The following is an 18,449-nucleotide window of genomic DNA, read 5'->3' as shown; positions in this document are numbered from 1 at the left end:
GATGTCAGAACATGCTCAACCCCTGGGCTCGGCGGCCAGTGCGAGCACCGCCAACGAATCAAGAAAGGTCATCTTCGCCTCGTCCCTGGGGACGGTGTTCGAGTGGTATGACTTTTTCCTCTACGGCGCCTTGGCGGCGGTGATCAGCAAGCAGTTCTTTGCCGGCGTCAACGACACCACCGCGTTTATCTTTGCCTTGATGGCCTTCGCCGCCGGCTTTGTGGTACGGCCTTTCGGTGCGCTGGTGTTCGGCCGCCTGGGCGACATGATCGGGCGCAAGTACACCTTCCTCGTCACCATCATCCTGATGGGTGTGGCGACCTTCTGCGTCGGGCTGCTGCCAACCTACGCCAGCATCGGCATTGCTGCGCCGATCATCCTTATCGTGCTGCGCATGCTGCAGGGCCTGGCCCTCGGCGGCGAGTACGGGGGTGCAGCCACTTACGTGGCCGAGCATGCGCCACCGGGCAAGCGCGGGCTGCATACCAGCTGGATTCAATCCACCGCCACCCTCGGCCTACTGCTGTCGTTGCTGGTGGTGCTGGCCTGCCGCTACTTCACCGGTGACCAGTTCGAAGTGTGGGGCTGGCGTATTCCGTTCCTGTTTTCCATCGTGCTGCTGGGCATCTCGACCTGGATCCGCATGAGCCTGCACGAGTCGCCGGCCTTCTTGAAAATGAAAGAGGAAGGCAAGGCCAGCAAAGCGCCGATCCGCGAGTCGTTCGGTAAATGGGAAAACCTCAAAGTGGTGCTGATTGCCCTGTTCAGCATCAACGGCGGGCAGGCGGTGACATTCTATGCGGCGCAGTTCTACGTGCTGTTCTTCCTCACCCAGTTCCTGCGGATGGACCCGGCCCTGGCCAACATGCTGTTGATCATCAGCGTAGTGATTGGCGCGCCGTTCTTTATCCTGTTTGGCTGGCTGTCGGACAAAGTCGGACGCAAACCGGTGCTGATGCTCGGCCTGTTGTTGGCAACCGCGTTGTACTTCCCGATCTTCAAGGGCCTGGCGCACTACACCAACCCGGCAATGGACCAGGCCAGCCACCAGGCGCCGATCACCGTATTGGCCGACCCGGCCACCTGCACCTTCCAGTTCGACCCGGTGGGCAAGGCGCGTTTTGACAGCCCGTGCGACAAGGTCAAGACCTTCCTGGTCAAGCAGGGCCTGCCCTACAGCAGCGCCGCCGCCCCGGCAGGCAGCCCGGTGCAGGTGAGCGTGGGCGATGTGCGCATCGACGGCTTCGATGAAGCGGCCCTGCGTGGCGCCGTGGCCCTGGCCGGCTACCCGACTTCGGCGGATGTGGCCCAGGTCAACAAGGTGATGGTGGTGGTACTGATCGTCGTGCTGATCCTGATCGCGGCCATGTGCTACGGGCCTTTGGCGGCGCTGATGGTGGAGCTGTTTCCGACGCGCATCCGCTATACCTCGATGTCCCTGCCCTACCACATTGGTAACGGCTGGTTTGGCGGGTTCCTGCCGACCGTATCCTTTGCGTTGGTGGTGTACACCGGCGATATCTTCTATGGCTTGTGGTACCCGGTGGTGGTGACGGGGGTGAGCCTGGTCGTCGGGTTGTTCTGCCTCAAAGAAACGCGGCATGTGGATATTGATAACAACTGAGTTTGTTTAAATACCGCAGATCCCCTGTGGGAGGGGGCTTGCTCCCTCCCACATTTGCCCTGTAGTGCCCACACAAATTGCTGTACATCCATACAGATAATGGTTGCTCAAATCCTCCTGACTAAGCATCCTGCAAGGCATCAACCCGATCTGATGTGATGACCATGCGGCTGTACCTCTGTGAAAAACCCTCCCAGGCCAAGGATATCGCGGCCGTGCTCGGCGCCAGTCGCCGCGGCGACGGTTGCTGGCTGGGCAACGGAGTCACCGTAACCTGGTGCATCGGCCACCTGCTGGAAACCGCCCCGCCCGACGCCTACGACGCCAAGTACAAGCGCTGGGTACTGGCCGACCTGCCGATCGTCCCGGACAAATGGAAGATGCTGGTCAAGCCCAAGACCGCCAGCCAATACAAGGCCGTCAAGCGCTTGCTGGGGGAAGCCCAGGAGTTGGTGATTGCCACCGATGCCGACCGCGAAGGCGAGATGATCGCCCGTGAACTGGTGGAGCACTGCCGCTATCGCGGGCCTATCCAGCGATTGTGGCTGTCGGCGCTGGATGATGCCTCCATTCGCAAGGCCCTGGCTGCCCTCAAACCGGGTGCCGACACCTTCAGCCTGTATCATTCGGCCCTGGGCCGTTCCCGCGCCGACTGGCTGATCGGCATGAACATGAGCCGCCTGTTTACCTTGCTGGGGCGCCAATCCGGCTATCAAGGCGTATTACCGGTAGGCCGGGTGCAAACCCCGACCCTGCGCCTGGTGGTGGACCGTGATCGCAGCATTGCCGATTTCGTGCCGGTGGCATACTGGGCCATTGATGTCGACCTGCGCCACGAGCGCATGACCTTCACCGCCCAATGGCGTGCCCATGATGATGCCTGCGACGACCAGGGCCGCTGCCTTGACCCGCAACTGGCGCGAGACGCCGCCGACGCCATGCTCAACGCCGCCGCTGCGCGGCTGGTAAAGCTGCGTACCGAACGCATGCGCGAGGTGGCGCCCCTGCCCTTCGACCTTGGCACATTGCAGGAAATCTGCTCGAAGAAGCTCGGCCTGGGCGCCCAGGAAACCCTGGATGTCGCCCAATCCCTCTACGAAACCCACAAGGTCATCACTTACCCGCGCAGCGATTGCGGCTACTTGCCGTTGAGCCAGCACAGTGACGCGCCGAAGATTCTCGCGGCCCTGGGCCGTGCGGATACGGCGGTCAACGAACTGATACCGCACATCGACCCCCAACGCCGCTCGCGGGCCTGGAACGACGCCAAGGTCAGCGCCCACCACGGCATCATCCCCACCGGGGCCGGCAAGGATGTCAGCCAACTGACCGGCAAACACCGGGCGGTCTATACCCTGATACGGGCACGCTACCTGGCGCAGTTCCTGCCCAACCATGAATACGACCGTACCCAGGCGGATTTCGACTGCGCAGGGCAAGCGTTGCGTGCGGTGGGCAAAGTCATCATCGAGCCGGGCTGGAAACGCGCATTGCCCGAAGCGCTGGCGCCCGCAAAAGGTCGCGAAGCACCCGCGCCACAAGCCCTGCCGACGTTGGTGCAAGGCCAGGACTACAGCGTGGCCAAGGTCAACCTCAAGGACCTATGGACCCAACCGCCCAAGCCCTTTACCGAAGGCGACCTGATCAAGGCGATGAAAAACGTCGCCAAGCTGGTGGAAGACCCGCTGCTCAAGCAGAAGCTCAAGGACACCACCGGCATTGGCACCGAAGCCACCCGCGCCGGGATCATCCAGGGCTTGCTCGACCGTGGCTACCTGGTGAAAAACGGCAAGGCCCTGTCGGCCACACCGGCGGCGTTCAGCCTGATCGACGCAGTGCCCCGCGCCATCGCCGACCCGGGCACCACCGCCATCTGGGAACAGGCGCTGGACATGGTACAAAGCGGCGAAATGAGCCTGGAAGAATTCGTCGCCAAACAAGCGGCGTGGATGAGCAAGCAGGTGGCTCGCTGCAATGGCATGCGCATGACCATCACCGGCCCAGCCAGCCCGGCAGGCCGAGGCGCCGCGCCCTGGAAGAACAAACGCAAGAGCGCCCCACGCAAGACGGCGGGAAGCACCAAGCGGGCGAAAAAACCGATAACGGCAAAGTAAAACCGGAAAAAATCCGGTGAATGACGCTTTTCGACGAGTTTAACGCCGCTTTGGGCCTTGCCCTGCCGTGGGCGGTCTAGGATTCTTTAGGGGACCCTGACTACCTAACAACAACACCGGAGTGGCCGCCATGAAAACCGTCGCACAAGTGCTCAAAACCAAGGACCAGAAAAACCAGGACGTCCACACCATCCAATGGGACCACACCGTGTTCGAAGCGCTGGTGCGGATGTCAGAGAAAAACGTCGGCGCCTTGCCGGTGGTCAAGGAAGGCACGGTGGTAGGGATCATCAGCGAACGTGATTACGCACGCAAACTCATCCTCAAGGGGCTGTCGTCGGTGACCACGCGGGTCGACGATGTCATGAGTTCTCCTGTCATCACCGTCGACACCCATAAAAGTGTCGAAGAATGCATGAAGATCATGACCGACAGTCACCTGCGCCACTTGCCGGTCGTCGAAGACGGCAAACTGTTGGGCCTGCTGTCCATCGGTGACCTGGTGAAGGAAGCCATCGCCGAACAAGCCGACCTGATCAAACAGCTGGAGCAGTACATTCGCGGCGAATAGGGAAACCCATGCTCGACACGCTGGAACATCAAGAAGACCACCTCGACACCCTGCACCGGGCCATGGCCGAACGGCGCTTTTTGGTCTTGACCGGTGCGGGGATCAGCACCTCCTCGGGCATCCCTGATTACCGCGACAGTGAAGGTGTACGCCGGGGCAAGGCACCGATGATGTACCAGGAATTCCTTGCCACCCCGCAAGCGCGGTGCCGCTACTGGGCGCGGGCAATGCTGGGTTGGCCACGGGTGCGCATTGCCCAGCCGAACAAGGCCCACCTGGCACTGGCGACGCTGCAACAGCGCGAGCACATCAGTGGGCTGATCACGCAAAACGTCGACACCCTGCATGATCAGGCCGGCAGCCATGCGGTGATCGAGCTGCATGGCAGCTTGCATCGGGTGCTGTGCCTGGATTGCCAACTGCGCAGCGAGCGGGATGTGATCCAGCGGCAGATGGAAGTCGATAATCCCCATATGGCACACGTCCATGCGGTACAGGCGCCGGACGGCGACACCTTGCTCGACCCGGTGTTTGAAGAACGCTTCCAGGTGCCCCGCTGCCCCCATTGCAATGGCGAACGGCTGAAACCTGACGTGGTGTTTTTTGGTGAGAATGTCGCCCCGGCGACGGCGCTCAAGGCGATGGCGGCGGTAGACAATGCCGAAGGGTTACTGGTGGTGGGCTCGTCGCTGATGGCCTATTCGGCGTTCCGCCTGTGCAAGGCAATGGCCGAACAGGGCAAGCCGGTGATTGCCATCAACCTGGGCAAGACTCGTGGTGATGAGCTGTTGCAGATGAAGATCGAGGCGTCGTGCGAGCGGTTGTTGCCGTTGTTGGCTGATCGACTCGGCTAGCAGGTCATTTGACCTCTCAGCCCCAGCGACCCAGCGCACAAAAAATGACGCCCAAGTCACGTTTTCCCGCATTCTCCCGTCCCCACAGCCATTTATGTAGTGACCAAAAATAATCACTACATAACCGTTGACGTAACGTTTTTGTCCTTGCATGATCTAGACGTCTCCCGGATCGGGAGCGTTGGTAACAAGCGTTTTGAACAGGCTCGTCTGACCGCCGAGCTGTTTTTCCGGATGTGCACTGCCCACAAGGCAGATTGATGAAGCTGACCGGCCCTGAAAGGGACAGGTACAAGGAGCTCAAACGCTGCTTGTCTTCGTTATGAAAGCGTTGCGTAGCAGTTCATCAGCAAGACTACATGCATCAGGTTCAAGACCCTGCCCGTATTCGGCAGACCGTCACTGACGCCCGGTTTTCGGAACCGGAGACAAATAAGCAGTTTTAACGAATCAATTGATAGATCGCCAACTGGTCAAGGGGCTTACACATGAATCTGAACAACCAACCAACTATCGATGAATTGGCTGAGATGTTCGCAGCGCAGAAAGACACACTCGACGACCATATCCTGTGGATTGGCAAATCGGGCGAAGTGCAAATTGACTGCCTGGCGCCCCATACCGAAGAAGCCGAGTTCGACCGCAATAACCGTGAACTGGCGGCGCGCCTGAAGATGTACCGCCGTGGCCAGGGTTATGTCGGCAAGAAAGCCGCGGCCGATCGCAACTTTATCGAGCAGGTGTTCCATACACTTAATACCGAATGGCAGAACCTCAAAGGCCAATCGCAAGTTAAAGTGATTGATAGATACTGCTGATAACCAAGCATTAACCATTTAGCCCGCTCGTTTATTCGAGCGGGCTTTTTAATACCTGTTTTATAACAGCGCGGGAAATCTGCCCTTCCCCGCTTCATCGCGAAAGATATCAAACAACACCTGCGCCGCCGCCGAAAGTTCATGCCCGGGTTTGGTCAACACGCCAATCGGCCGCTCGATCACCGGGCCGGTCAAGGTAATGCACTGGGCACCCGCCTCCTCCATCTGCCGAGCACACAACGCCGGCACAGCGCTGACCCCCAGGCCACTGGCGACCATCTTGCCCACAGTCGCCAGTTGGTGGCTTTCCAACGCAACGGGCAGCTTCATCTGCAAGGCGCCGAGGTGTTCTTCCAGCATCACCCGTACCGTGGAGGGCCGTTGCAAGGTAATGAACGGTTGCTCCAGCAAGGTCTTCCAATCGATCTCGGCACGCTGCGCCAACGGCGAATCCCCTGGCACCACCGCCATAAAGCGGTCCAGATACAAAGGCGTGAACGCCAGTGACGAACCTTCAGACGGTTCGAACGCCACGCCCAATTCCACCTGACGGTCGCGGACCATCTCCAGCACCTGCTCGTTGATCAAGTCATGCACCGTCACGTTCACCTGGGGGTAACGTGCGCGGAATATCTTCAGGATCGGCGGCAACAGATTCCCCGCGAACGACGGCATCGCCGCCACCGTGACGCGGCCACGCTGCAGGGTGAAACGTTGGCGCAGTTCGTCCTCGGTATTGTCCCAATCGGCAATCAAGCGACGTGCCAGGGGCAACAGGGATTCACCTTCAGGGGTCAGCGCAACGTTGCGGGTATTTCGGCTGAACAGGCGCCCGCCCAGCCCTTCTTCCAGGCCCTTGATGGTCAGGCTCAGCGCCGATTGAGAAAGGTGCAGGCGCTCGCAGGCCGCGGCGAAACTCAGGCTCTGGGCCACGGCGAGAAAGGCGCGCATCTGTTTAACGGTCATGAGGCTGCTCCGGATGACGGGTCGACTATGCTGTTTTCTAAATCAATCAACCTTAAAAAACAACTTAACAAATCAATCCGTCGGCGCAACACTCAATTCACTGGCTGGACCACAAACAATAAAAGAGGTGCATATGGCAGGTTTCGATAAACGCGTGGCGTCCTATGAAGAAGCGCTGGCAGGCCTGGAAGACGGCATGACCGTGCTCTCCGGCGGTTTTGGCCTGTGTGGCATTCCGGAAAACCTCATTGCCGAGATCAAGCGCAAAGGCACCCGCGACCTGACGGTGGTTTCCAACAACTGTGGCGTCGACGGTTTCGGCCTGGGTGTGCTGCTGGAAGAAAAACAGATCAGCAAAGTGATCGCCTCCTATGTGGGTGAAAACGCCCTGTTCGAAAAACAACTGCTCAGTGGTGAGATCGAGGTAATCCTCACTCCCCAAGGCACCCTGGCGGAAAAAATGCGCGCAGGCGGCGCCGGCATCCCGGCCTTCTTCACCGCCACCGGCGTCGGCACCCCAGTCGCCGAAGGCAAGGAAACCCGTGAGTTCAATGGCCGCCCATATTTGATGGAGGAATCCATCACCGGCGATTTCGCCATCGTCAAAGGCTGGAAAGCTGACCACTTCGGCAACGTCATCTACCGCCACACGGCCCAGAACTTCAACCCGCTGGCCGCCACCGCCGGCAAGATCACCGTGGTTGAAGTCGAGGAAATCGTCGAACCGGGCGAGCTGGACCCGGCGCAGATCCACACCCCTGGCATCTACGTCGACCGGATCATCTGCGGCACCTTCGAAAAGCGCATTGAACAGCGCACCGTCCGCAAGTAATCCCCGTCCAGAACAATAAGAGGAAACAACCATGGCTCTTACCCGCGAACAAATGGCTCAACGCGTCGCCCGCGAAATGCAGGACGGTTACTACGTAAACCTGGGCATCGGCATTCCAACCCTGGTGGCCAACTACATCCCCGACGGCATGGAAGTAATGCTGCAATCGGAAAACGGCCTGCTCGGCATGGGCCCGTTTCCTACTGAAGACACCATCGATGCCGACATGATCAACGCCGGCAAGCAAACCGTCACCGCACGCATCGGCGCCTCGATCTTCTCGTCCGCCGAGTCCTTCGCGATGATTCGCGGCGGGCATGTCGATCTCACCGTACTGGGCGCATTTGAAGTGGACGTACAAGGCAACATCGCCTCGTGGATGATCCCGGGCAAGCTGGTCAAGGGCATGGGCGGCGCCATGGACCTGGTGGCCGGCGCGGAAAACATCATCGTGATCATGACCCACGCGTCCAAGGACGGTGAGTCCAAGTTGCTCAGCCAATGCAGCCTGCCACTGACCGGTGCCAACTGCATCAAGCGCGTGCTGACCGACCTTGCGTACCTGGAAATCGAAAATGGCGCTTTTGTCCTCAAGGAACGCGCACCTGGCGTCAGCGTTGAAGAGATTGTGAGCAAGACCGCCGGTAAACTGATCGTTCCGGACCACGTTCCAGAAATGCACTTCCAGTGAGGACAGATTCCATGCAAGACGTCGTGATTGTTGCTGCCACCCGCACCGCCGTGGGCAGCTTCCAAGGTTCGCTGGCGAGCATTCCGGCCCCGGAACTGGGCGCCGCCGTGATCCGCCGCCTGCTGGAGCAGACCGGCCTGGACCCGGCCGAAGTGGATGAAGTGATCCTCGGCCAAGTGCTTACCGCAGGCAGCGGCCAGAACCCGGCGCGCCAGGCTTCGATCCTCGCCGGCCTGCCCCATGCCGTGCCGAGCCTGACCCTGAACAAGGTCTGCGGCTCGGGCCTCAAGGCCCTGCACCTGGGCGCACAGGCCATCCGTTGCGGCGACGCCGAGGTGATCATCGCCGGCGGCATGGAAAACATGAGCCTGGCCCCGTACGTATTGCCCGCCGCACGCACCGGTTTACGCATGGGCCACGCGAAGATGATCGACAGCATGATCACCGACGGCCTGTGGGATGCGTTCAACGACTACCATATGGGCATCACCGCCGAGAACCTGGTGGACAAGTACGGCATCAGCCGTGAAGCCCAGGACGCGTTCGCCGCCGCATCCCAGCAAAAAGCCGCCGCCGCTATCGAAGCCGGACGCTTTGCCGATGAGATCACACCGATCCTGATTCCCCAGCGCAAAGGCGACCCGGTGGCCTTCGCGGTAGACGAACAACCCCGTGCCGGCACCACCGCCGAATCCCTGGCCAAACTCAAGCCCGCGTTCAAAAAAGACGGCAGCGTCACCGCCGGCAACGCCTCCAGCCTCAATGACGGCGCCGCTGCGGTGCTGCTGATGAGCGCCGACAAAGCCCGCGCCCTCGGCCTGCCCGTACTGGCGCGCATCGCCAGCTACGCCAATGCCGGCGTTGACCCGGCCATCATGGGCATTGGCCCAGTTTCAGCCACCCGCCGTTGCCTGGACAAAGCCGGCTGGCAGTTGGCAGACCTGGACCTGATCGAAGCCAACGAAGCCTTCGCCGCACAATCCCTGGCGGTGGGCAAAGAGCTGGAATGGGACGCCGACAAGGTCAACGTCAATGGCGGCGCCATCGCCATCGGCCACCCCATTGGTGCTTCAGGCTGCCGCGTGCTGGTGACCCTGCTGCATGAAATGATCAAGCGAGATGCCAAGAAAGGCCTGGCGACGCTGTGCATCGGCGGCGGCCAAGGCGTAGCCCTGGCGCTCGAACGCAGCTGATTCAAAGAGCACCATGGAAAAGGCCTGGCTCCACGAAAAGCCGGGCCTTTTCTTTGACGACAATCTGCTGCAGAAAACACAGTCAAAATGTGGGAGGGGGCTTGCTCCCGATAGCAATTTATCAGCCAAACTGAAGTGACTGAGCCACCGCTATCGGGAGCAAGCCCCCTCCCACATTTGATCTCATTGCCTGTCAGCTTGTGGCACCGCAAACACCGCACTCGCCCGCAGCACAATCCGCTCCTCCACTTGCAGGCTCAGCGTAGCAAACGCCATCTGCCGCCCGCGCTTGTGGTTGTCCAAGCGCATCAACGCTTCATGCAACGCTGATAGCGCTCATCCACACGTTTGGCGAACCATGCCGTGGTCAGGTTGCGGGTGATCTTCGGGCTCTTGAGCACAATGCCCGGCAGGATCGCCCGTGGCAGCGGCTTGCCGGCAGCCTGATCGGCCAGGGCGAATACGCGCTTGTAGAGGGTGGTGCCCTCGAAATCCAACTGCCCGCCCTGCTCCAGCTGGCTGCGGATGCTCGGGTTACGCATGTCCAGCTTCGCCCCCAGTGAGCGCACCGCCAGCTCGGTGGTGCCGGGCAGCAAGGAGCCGTAGCGGATCAAATCCCCATCCAGCGCCAGTTCTTTGCCGGTGATGCGGCTGACAGCGGCCTGGAACGCAGCATTGCGGCTGGCGTACCAGCCCGCATTGAAATCGGCAAAGCGGTACAGCGGCTGGTCGTAGTTCACCGGGTAGCCGAGCAAATGCGCAATGCCGAAGTACATACCGCCGCGACGGGTGAACACTTCGCGGCGAATAGTACCGTCCACCGTGTAGGGATAACCCCGCGCCTGTTTTTGCGCGAAGTCGATACTGACCTGCATCGGGCCTGCGGTGTGCACCGGGTTGAACCCGCCAAACAACGTATTGCCCAGGGGCACCATGCTGATGAAGTCATCGAAGATCGCGCTCAGGTCCTTTTCCGTGCGTGCGGCATTCAAGCGGTCGGCGTAAGACTTGCCGGTGGGCGAACGCAATTGCAATGCACTGCGTACCACGAACGCGGGCACATGCACCTTGCCGGCACGACGCAGGATTTCATCCTGAGCGATCTTACCCATGCCAGGCACCGGCGGGTCCACCTGATAGGTCGACTCCTGCTCGGTCACCGCCAGCACGGCGCAGATGTTTTCGGTGCTGGGGTAGATTTTCTGGGCGTCGAAGGCAGTGTAGATGTCCTGGGCCCAACCGTTGCGGTCCGCCACCTTGGCCGGCAGCAGGCGCACGATCTGCGCCTTCACCTCGGCTTCACTGCGCTCAGGCTGCTGCGGGCCACGTGAAGTGGAGCAACCGGCCAGCACCAGCAAAGGAATGAGACAGAGGATCAGGCGGTTTGAATACATGAGGCTTCCTTGGTTAACGGCGGACCGGGCAGTGCAGATATCGACAGGTAAGTCTAACCGGGGTTCGTTGGTGTGCAGAACCGGGTACCTGGCCGTAGCTGAAACATCCCACATAACTGCCGGATAAGCTCTACTCCCCTGCCCCGGTAGCCGCTGCAAAGTCCCTCGCCTGATTGAACAGTGCGAGGGATTGCAGATGGTTTTTTTCGTTAGAGCTGTGGTTGATGGGGCTGGCGCTTGAACCCGGCCATCGGCAGGCTGGCCCTGACCCCGATGGATGCGCAGACGCCCAACGTTGATGGTGTTCTGCGCGACTTCCGCGATTGCCTGAACACGTTTGACGCCTGGGCTTCGAGCTTCTGGAGCTTCTCGGCGCTGGATGTGGAGCAGGTGTTCAAGGTTGGGGATGAAGTGGCGCTGGTTGCGCCGATCAAGGCTTCCAGCCTTCCCAGCAGCACCGTTGCGATGTGCCAGGCCAGCGGTACGTTGACCCTGGTGCATATGTTCCAGAGCACGCGGTTTGTGCCCATTGGCAATACACCGGTGATGCTGCAAGCCCTGGCCCGGGATGGCACTCCGGTGGGTGCGCCGATCCACCGGACCATCGGCCCCAGCGGCATCCTTGAAGTCAACGGCTGTACCCGTGACCAGCAGTACCAAATCACTTTCTATCCCAACGTTTCCGCGGATCACGTCAAGGCGCTGTATGCGTCTTATCAGGCGGTAATCGGCGGGCTGGAAGTGCGCTTGCGCGAAACGTGGAGCAGCACGTTTCAGGCGCAATGGAAAAGCTACACGGACGCGACACCGCTTGACCGACGCCGACTCGTGGAAGCGGCGTTTCTCAGTGGCATGGGCAAGGCGCTTTACCACCTGTGGGACAACGTCACACAGCTGTATGACCTGTTGGCAGACCTCAAGCCCAACAGCGAAAAGCTGCTGCAGTATCTCTCTCAAGCTGAACTGGATGAGCTGCTGACGCTGGGCAAGGACACGATTGCCCAGGGCCTGCTGGTGCTCAGTGATGAGCCGCTGTTGTTTATCTATCTGTCGGCGATGGTCAGCTGGATGCGCATGCTGCCGCCGCCGGAGATGAATGAACTGTGGGGCGAAATCACCGGTGAGGTGCTGATCAGCCTGCTGCTGATTCGCGTCTTGGGGGCGATGGGGTTGACGGCTCGGCTGGGGACTCAGGTGCTCAGTCATATCAAATCTGGCCGTGCTCGGGCGTTGTTGGAGCTGCTGGCCAAGCAGCTTGTGGGGCCGGGGTTGGGGCCGCATGTGGAGGCGGCAAAGCCGTTGTTGTTGGGGAGTGCGGCGACGCCGGTCAAGGCAGTATCGGTTGCGCCGTTGAAGGCTGGGGAAAATCTGGTTGCCAACTCGGTGCCAGCGGTTCGTAACAAGACTCGGCAGACGGTGCTGGTCCGGCAGGAGCCTGTGGATGATGTGCCTGCCGTGGCATCGAATCCCAAAGGGGATGCGGCGGCTCCAGCGAATAAAACTGCCACCAATGGCTGCCCGGTGTCGATGGTCACCGGCGAGGAACTGCTGACCCTCACCGATGGTGCGCTGGACGGTGTTTTGCCGTTTGAGTGGACCCGGTTGTATCGCACCAGTGCGGTGGAACTGGAGTGTGGGTTGGGGTTTGGGTGGAGTCATTCGCTGGCCCATCGGCTGGTTGTTTCTGGCGACTCGGTGGTGTGGACCGATCATGAGAATCGCCGTACTCAGTTTCCATTGCCCACCGATTCTCGACCCGCGATCACCAATAGCCTGGCGGAAGCGGCGATCTACTTGGGCTCGGCTCCTGATGAACTGGTGCTGGCCCAGGCGTCACGGTTCTATCACTTTCGCGATGGTGTGCTGGTTTCGATCAGTGATGCGTATGACAACCGCCTGCGCATTGGCCGTGATCGTTCAGGGCGGATTGAGCGGCTGGATAACGGCGTCGGTCGCTCGCTTTTGTTGCGCTATGAACTGGATCGCATCGTCGCGGTGGACTACCAGGTTCATCGCGCCACAGGCCGCGCCCCCGACGTCTGGGTGACCGAGCAAAACGTTGTTTCCTACGCCTATGACGAAGACGGACGACTGGTTTGCGCGACCAATGCCGTCGGTGAAAGCGAGGGTTATCGGTACGACGATCAGCACGTCATAGTTGAGCGACAGTTGGCCGGTGGGGCGAGTTTCTATTGGGCGTGGGAAGGCTCCGGCAAGGCGGCGCGCTGTGTCCGGCATTGGGCGAGTTTTTCGCAGATGGACACGCGCTATGCCTGGGGGGATGACGGGCGCGTCACCGTGCATAACGCCGATGGTAGCCAGGAAGTCTATGTTCACGATGACCGGGCGCGGCTGGTGCAGCGGATTGATCCGGACGGCGCCGAGCATTTCAAATCCTACGATGAAAAAGGCCGGTTAACTGTCGAGCAAGATCCGCTGGGGGCGGTGACGGCTTATCAGTACGACGAAGCTGGGCGCTTGGTGGCGTTGTTTCCGGGGGATGATGAGCCGACGTCCTACGAGCATGACAACGGCTTCGTACGGGTTGTACGGCGTGGCGAGGCGGTCTGGAAATATGAGCGTAATCACCAGGGCTACGTTACGCGTAGGACCGATCCCGATGGGCATGTTACGGACTACAGCTACAACAAACAGGGGCAACTGACGGGGGTTTGGTACCCGGATCACAGTTGTCATCGGTTGGTGTGGAATGAGAGTGGGCAGTTGCTTGAGGAGCAATTGCCGAATGGCGCGATCAAGCGATATCGCTATGACGACCTCGGGCGACAGATTGCCCGTGAGGATGAACATGGCGCGCAGACCCAGTATCAATGGGACGCCGCAGGTCGCCTGCTGAAACTATCCCAGCCCGGCGGAGCTTGCAGGGAATTCAGCTACAACCCCTACGGCAAAATCATCGCCGAACGCGATGAACTCGGCCACGTCACCCGCTACGAATACGCCGACGGCCTGCACCTGATCAGCCGCCGCATCAACGCCGACGGCACCCAGGTCCAGTACCGCTACGACAACGTTCGGTTACTGCTGACCGAAATCGAAAACGAAGTCGGCGAAACCTACCAACTCGACTATCACCCCAACGGCCTGATCCAACAGGAAACCGGCTTCGACGGCCAGCGCACCGCCTACGTTTACGACCTCAACGGCAACCTGCAGGAAAAGACCGAATACGGCGACGACGGCAGTCAGCTAGTTACCCGCTACGAGCGCGACCACGCCGGGCGTCTTGTACGAAAAACCCTGCCCGATAACAGCGTGGTCGATTACACCTACGACCGCCAAGGCAATCTCCTCAGCGTCGAGGACGGCCACTGGGCGTTAGCCTACGAGTACGACCGCCAAAACCGCCTCACCGCCGAACACCAAGGCTGGGGCACCTTGCGCTATGGCTACGACGCCTGCGGCCAACTGAAAAACCTGCGCCTGCCGGATAACAACCGCCTCACCTTCAACCACGATAAAGGCGGCCACCTCGCCACCGTCGAGCTCAACGGCGAAGTGCTCACCTCGCATCTATTTCACAGCGGTCGCGAACACCAGCGCCAACAAGGCCAACTGCTCAGCCACTACCACTACGACGACCAGCACCGCCTGCACGCTCACGCCGTCACACAGCAGGAAAACTACCTTTACCAGCGCCAATACGACTACGACAAAAGCGGCAACCTCACCCGCCTGCACGACACCCGCAAAGGCCAACACGACTACCGCTACGACCCACTCGCCCGCCTGACCCGCGCCGATCACTCGCAGGACGTGCAGGAACGCTTCGGCCACAACCCAGCGGGCAACCTGCTCATGCAAGACCGCCCCGGCCCGGACATCGTCGCCGCCAACCGCCTGGTGATCCAGGGCGACCGCAACTACGACTACGACGCCTTCGGCAACCTCATCCGCGAACGGCGTGGCAAGGGCCATAAACTCGTCACCGAATACCGCTACGACTGCCAGCATCGGCTGATCGGCGTCACAAAACCGAACGGCGAAACCGCCAGTTATCGCTATGACCCCTTTGGGCGGCGTATCAGCAAGAACGTGGATAACAAAACCACGGAGTTTTTCTGGCAAGGCGACAAGCTGATTGCCGAACACCATGCGGACTGTCATCGCAGCTACATCTACGAACCAGACAGCTTCCGCCCGTTGGCACTGCTGGAAGGGTTTGGTCCAAAAGAAACAAAGCCCTACCACTACCAACTCGACCACCTCGGCACACCGCAGGAACTCACCACTCCCGAAGGCGAAATCGTCTGGTCCGCCCACTACCGCGCCTACGGCCAGATTGCCCGGCTCGACGTAGGCAAAATCGACAATCCGCTGCGTTTCCAAGGGCAGTATTTCGACCAAGAAAGCGGTCTGCACTACAACCGCCATCGCTACTACAATCCGGACATTGGTCGTTACCTGACGCCGGATCCGGTGAAGTTGGCGGGGGGGAACAATGGGTACCGGTATGTGCCCAATCCTACGGGGTGGGTGGATCCGTTAGGCTTAAGTACATGTCCAGGCGCAGATGAATGTAAGCCTTATCAAAATACAGAAACCTCTCACAGACAGGCAAAGGTGGATGAGGGAGCTCCTCCGCTACCGGGCCCAGACAACAAACGAGAATATCTATATCGCGGAGACTTGAGAGAACCAGATGAAATCTTTGAAAATGGATTTGAAAGTAGAGGAACTAGCACAGACCTTTTCCTCCACACGTTGAATAATGCCAGCCCTCCTAGCAATTTCGTCCCCACCTCGACTTCAAGGAAACAAGCACTGGTATTTGCTTCAAATTATGGTTTCGAAGAAGGCTTTCTTTACACGCTGAGAAAAATCCCTGGAAGGGACGTAAACAAAGAGTTGGGCGCACGCTCAAAACATAAAAATGAATTAGAAATTGCAATTCCAGGGCGAATAGATACGAAGGATATTTTAGGAGCATCGCCAGTCAATGAAGACGGCACCTTCAGGGGATACACGATATTGAACCCTAATAGGAAATACCCATGAAATCACGTGAAATCACCACCATCAAAAACGGTATACGTGACAGTGCGGTGGTCGAATACGAAGGGGGCAAACCCACCCTTTATCTATTGCTTAGCAATGGGACACAAAAAACCTACACAGCAATGGACCTGTACGATTGCTTCGGCTTATTGAGAGCTGACTTGAAAGACACAATTTTTCTGTGCAAAGGTGCGAAAATCAACGTCCACACGTCAGGTATGTCTTCACATATGTCCAATGGACTTGTTGCTTACGAGATGACAATGGGGCAGCCAGAGGGAGAACTCGTACATATCTTCGCTCATGAGGAAAACGATCTCACCAACGACATACAAGAGCAGCATGACTTCTGCCAACGTTGGGCTGAGTCGGTAGAGATTTAGCCGAATCCCCCCCGTGACAAGCAAGCTCGCTCGCCACAGGGTTAACCGATGCCCTTAAATTCCTGCCAACGCCAAATCCATCGCAAAATACGTAAAAATCAAATCCGCCCCCGCCCGCTTAATCGACCCCAACGTCTCACGCACCACCCGGTCCTCATCAATCGCCCCGGCCTGTGCGCCGAACTTGATCATCGCGTACTCACCACTCACCTGATACGCCGCCACTGGCAGGCGTGAAGCCTCGCGGATGTCGCGGATGATATCGAGGTAGGCGCCGGCTGGCTTGACCATCAGCGCGTCGGCGCCTTCCTGTTCGTCGAGCAGTGATTCGCGCACGGCTTCGCGGCGGTTCATCGGGTTCATCTGGTAGCTTTTGCGGTCGCCCTTGAGGGCGCTGCCGCCGGCTTCGCGGAATGGGCCGTAGAGGGCCGAGGCGAATTTGGTGGAGTAGGCCATGATCGGGATATGGGTGAAACCAGCGTCATCCAGGGCGCGGCGGATAGCCTGGACCTGGCCGTCCATGGCGGCAGACGGTGCAATCACGTCGGCCCCGGCGCGGGCGGCGGCTACGGCTTGTTTGCCGAGGTTGACCAGGGTCGCGTCGTTGTCGACATGGGCACCGTGCATCACGCCACAGTGGCCGTGGTCGGTGTATTCGCAAAAGCAGGTGTCGGACATCACGATCATTTCCGGCACCGCGTCCTTGATGATCGAGGACATGCGCGAAACCAGGCCCTGTTCTTTCCAGGTGTCGCTGCCGCTGGCGTCCAGGTGGTGGGACACACCGAAGGTCATCACCGACTTGATACCCGCACGGGCGTAACGCTCGATCTCACCGGCCAGTTTCTTCTCAGGGATGCGCAGCACGCCCGGCATGCTGGTGATCGGCACGAAGTCGTCGATTTCTTCTTCGACGAAAATCGGCAGCACCAGGTCGTTGAGGGTGAATTCGCTTTCCTGGAACAAGCCACGCAGCTCCGGGGAGCGGCGCAGGCGACGGGGGCGGGCTTGGGGGAACTGACTGGTCATGGCTTTCCTGAAAAAATGGCTGAAATCTTTGGGGCCAAAGCTTATGCCCCCAAGTCCTGGCAACACAAACGCCAAGGGGCCAATAGTGTATTGCCAGGCACGTAACAATTCATTGATCTAGAGCTGTAGTCGCCCTTCGATGCACAGCGCTACGGCGCCACCGACCCAGATCTCGTCACCCTGGCGCTCGATGTGAATACGCCCCGCTCGCCCCATGGCCGTGCCTTGGCTGACGACGTAACGGCTGGGTGCCAGGCCCTCGGCGAGCAACCATTGCGCCACACCGGCATTCAAGCTGCCGGTGGCCGGGTCTTCAGGGGCACCGTCGCCAGCGACAAAGGCGCGCACTTCAAATTGCGCATCTACTGCGTCGCGAGCCGGGTCACAAGGGGCAATCACCCCCACCGCGAGATCCTGTAGCTGCGAATAGTCCGGCCTCAGGCCCAACACCGCATCACGATCAGCCAGCATCACTGCCAGCCAACCTGCACCGTTGTCGACCCACTGACTGCGCACAATGGCCCCGTGCGCCAGGCCCAGTGCCAGGCGCACGCGCTCGAGCAGCGGCGCCTCCAACGGCCCGGTGCGCAACAACGGCGGCGCGATAAACGCCAGTTCATTACCTTGGCGACGGATGCGCACCAAGCCGATTTCGCACTCCTGGATGATCTCCTCCCCGTGCGGCACGCCACCGGCTTGCAGCCAGGCGTGGCAACTGCCCAAAGTCGGATGCCCGGCGAATGGCAGTTCCTTGAGAGTGGTGAAGATTCTTACGCGGTAATCGGCCCGCGGATCGCGGGGCATCAGCAAGAACGTGGTTTCGCTGAGGTTGGTCCAATTGGCGAAGTCCGCCATCTGCTGGTCCGTGAAACTATCGGCACCCAGTACCACTGCCAGCGGGTTGCCTTTAAGGGGGACTCGGCTAAATACGTCCAATTGCTGGAAATCAAAAGTCGGCATG

At 59.8% G+C, this 18,449-nt stretch carries 14 protein-coding genes and 1 pseudogene; 10 read left to right on the top strand and 5 right to left on the bottom strand.

What is annotated here, in order from left to right; translation table 11 throughout:
* Position 1: 1 nt before the first annotated feature.
* From JFT66_RS13750 to JFT66_RS13730, 5 genes are all read left to right on the top strand, one after another.
* Positions 2 to 1,624, top strand: coding sequence for an MFS transporter (locus JFT66_RS13750; protein WP_153872353.1), 1,623 nt, complete (start codon positions 2 to 4; stop codon positions 1,622 to 1,624).
* Between the two features lie 164 nt (positions 1,625 to 1,788).
* Positions 1,789 to 3,738 carry a DNA topoisomerase III gene (locus JFT66_RS13745; RefSeq protein WP_198859427.1) on the top strand — a complete coding sequence of 650 codons (1,950 nt, stop codon included), beginning with the start codon at positions 1,789 to 1,791 and terminating at the stop codon, positions 3,736 to 3,738.
* Between the two features lie 130 nt (positions 3,739 to 3,868).
* On the top strand, positions 3,869 to 4,309 hold the full coding sequence (locus JFT66_RS13740) for a CBS domain-containing protein (RefSeq protein ID WP_034119044.1): 441 nt from the start codon (positions 3,869 to 3,871) through the stop codon (positions 4,307 to 4,309).
* Positions 4,310 to 4,317: 8 nt separating this feature from the next.
* On the top strand, positions 4,318 to 5,163 hold the full coding sequence (locus JFT66_RS13735; protein ID WP_198859426.1) for an NAD-dependent protein deacetylase: 846 nt from the start codon (positions 4,318 to 4,320) through the stop codon (positions 5,161 to 5,163).
* A gap of 488 nt (positions 5,164 to 5,651) precedes the next feature.
* Positions 5,652 to 5,981, top strand: coding sequence for a hypothetical protein (locus tag JFT66_RS13730; protein WP_025854475.1), 330 nt, complete (start codon positions 5,652 to 5,654; stop codon positions 5,979 to 5,981).
* Positions 5,982 to 6,041: 60 nt separating this feature from the next.
* Here JFT66_RS13730 and JFT66_RS13725 read toward each other — a convergent pair whose 3' ends face one another.
* Positions 6,042 to 6,947, bottom strand: coding sequence for a LysR family transcriptional regulator (locus JFT66_RS13725; RefSeq protein WP_034119042.1), 906 nt, complete (start codon positions 6,945 to 6,947; stop codon positions 6,042 to 6,044).
* Positions 6,948 to 7,080: 133 nt separating this feature from the next.
* On the opposite strand from JFT66_RS13725, the gene JFT66_RS13720 reads away from it, so the two are divergent.
* Genes JFT66_RS13720 through JFT66_RS13710 form a run of 3 tightly spaced genes read left to right on the top strand, consistent with a single transcriptional unit; the run spans position 7,081 to position 9,663 of the window.
* A complete protein-coding gene (locus tag JFT66_RS13720; RefSeq protein WP_153872356.1) occupies positions 7,081 to 7,779 on the top strand; it encodes a CoA transferase subunit A in 699 nt (232 codons plus the stop codon).
* A gap of 31 nt (positions 7,780 to 7,810) precedes the next feature.
* Positions 7,811 to 8,470 carry a CoA transferase subunit B gene (locus JFT66_RS13715; protein WP_003190327.1) on the top strand — a complete coding sequence of 220 codons (660 nt, stop codon included), beginning with the start codon at positions 7,811 to 7,813 and terminating at the stop codon, positions 8,468 to 8,470.
* A gap of 11 nt (positions 8,471 to 8,481) precedes the next feature.
* Positions 8,482 to 9,663, top strand: coding sequence for an acetyl-CoA C-acetyltransferase (locus JFT66_RS13710; RefSeq protein WP_056846097.1), 1,182 nt, complete (start codon positions 8,482 to 8,484; stop codon positions 9,661 to 9,663).
* A 183-nt stretch (positions 9,664 to 9,846) separates the two neighbouring features.
* Here JFT66_RS13710 and JFT66_RS13705 read toward each other — a convergent pair.
* Positions 9,847 to 9,975 (bottom strand): annotated as a pseudogene (locus JFT66_RS13705) (PaaI family thioesterase); the annotation flags it as partial.
* Positions 9,972 to 11,057 carry a DUF1615 domain-containing protein gene (locus JFT66_RS13700; protein WP_198859425.1) on the bottom strand — a complete coding sequence of 362 codons (1,086 nt, stop codon included), beginning with the start codon at positions 11,055 to 11,057 and terminating at the stop codon, positions 9,972 to 9,974. The gene JFT66_RS13700 and the pseudogene JFT66_RS13705, both read right to left, overlap by 4 nt.
* A gap of 273 nt (positions 11,058 to 11,330) precedes the next feature.
* On the opposite strand from JFT66_RS13700, the gene JFT66_RS13695 reads away from it, so the two are divergent.
* Positions 11,331 to 16,076, top strand: a complete 4,746-nt coding sequence (locus JFT66_RS13695) for an RHS repeat-associated core domain-containing protein (protein WP_198859513.1) — start codon at positions 11,331 to 11,333, stop codon at positions 16,074 to 16,076.
* Positions 16,073 to 16,459 (top strand): hypothetical protein, encoded by a 387-nt coding sequence (locus tag JFT66_RS13690; protein ID WP_153838468.1) that lies wholly within the window; start codon positions 16,073 to 16,075, stop codon positions 16,457 to 16,459. Before JFT66_RS13695 ends, JFT66_RS13690 begins: the two co-directional genes overlap by 4 nt.
* Before the next feature lie 54 nt (positions 16,460 to 16,513).
* Here JFT66_RS13690 and hemB read toward each other — a convergent pair whose 3' ends face one another.
* Positions 16,514 to 17,488, bottom strand: a complete 975-nt coding sequence (gene hemB / locus JFT66_RS13685) for a porphobilinogen synthase (protein WP_034119035.1) — start codon at positions 17,486 to 17,488, stop codon at positions 16,514 to 16,516.
* 117 nt (positions 17,489 to 17,605) lie between these two features.
* Positions 17,606 to 18,448 carry a PhzF family phenazine biosynthesis protein gene (locus JFT66_RS13680; protein ID WP_034119034.1) on the bottom strand — a complete coding sequence of 281 codons (843 nt, stop codon included), beginning with the start codon at positions 18,446 to 18,448 and terminating at the stop codon, positions 17,606 to 17,608.
* Between the last annotated feature and the right edge of the window lies 1 nt (position 18,449).

The sequence above is a fragment of the Pseudomonas sp. MF6755 genome (genome assembly GCF_016405635.1).
Lineage (GTDB): Bacteria > Pseudomonadota > Gammaproteobacteria > Pseudomonadales > Pseudomonadaceae > Aquipseudomonas > Aquipseudomonas haemolytica.
This window is presented reverse-complemented; position numbering and strand designations above follow the sequence as displayed.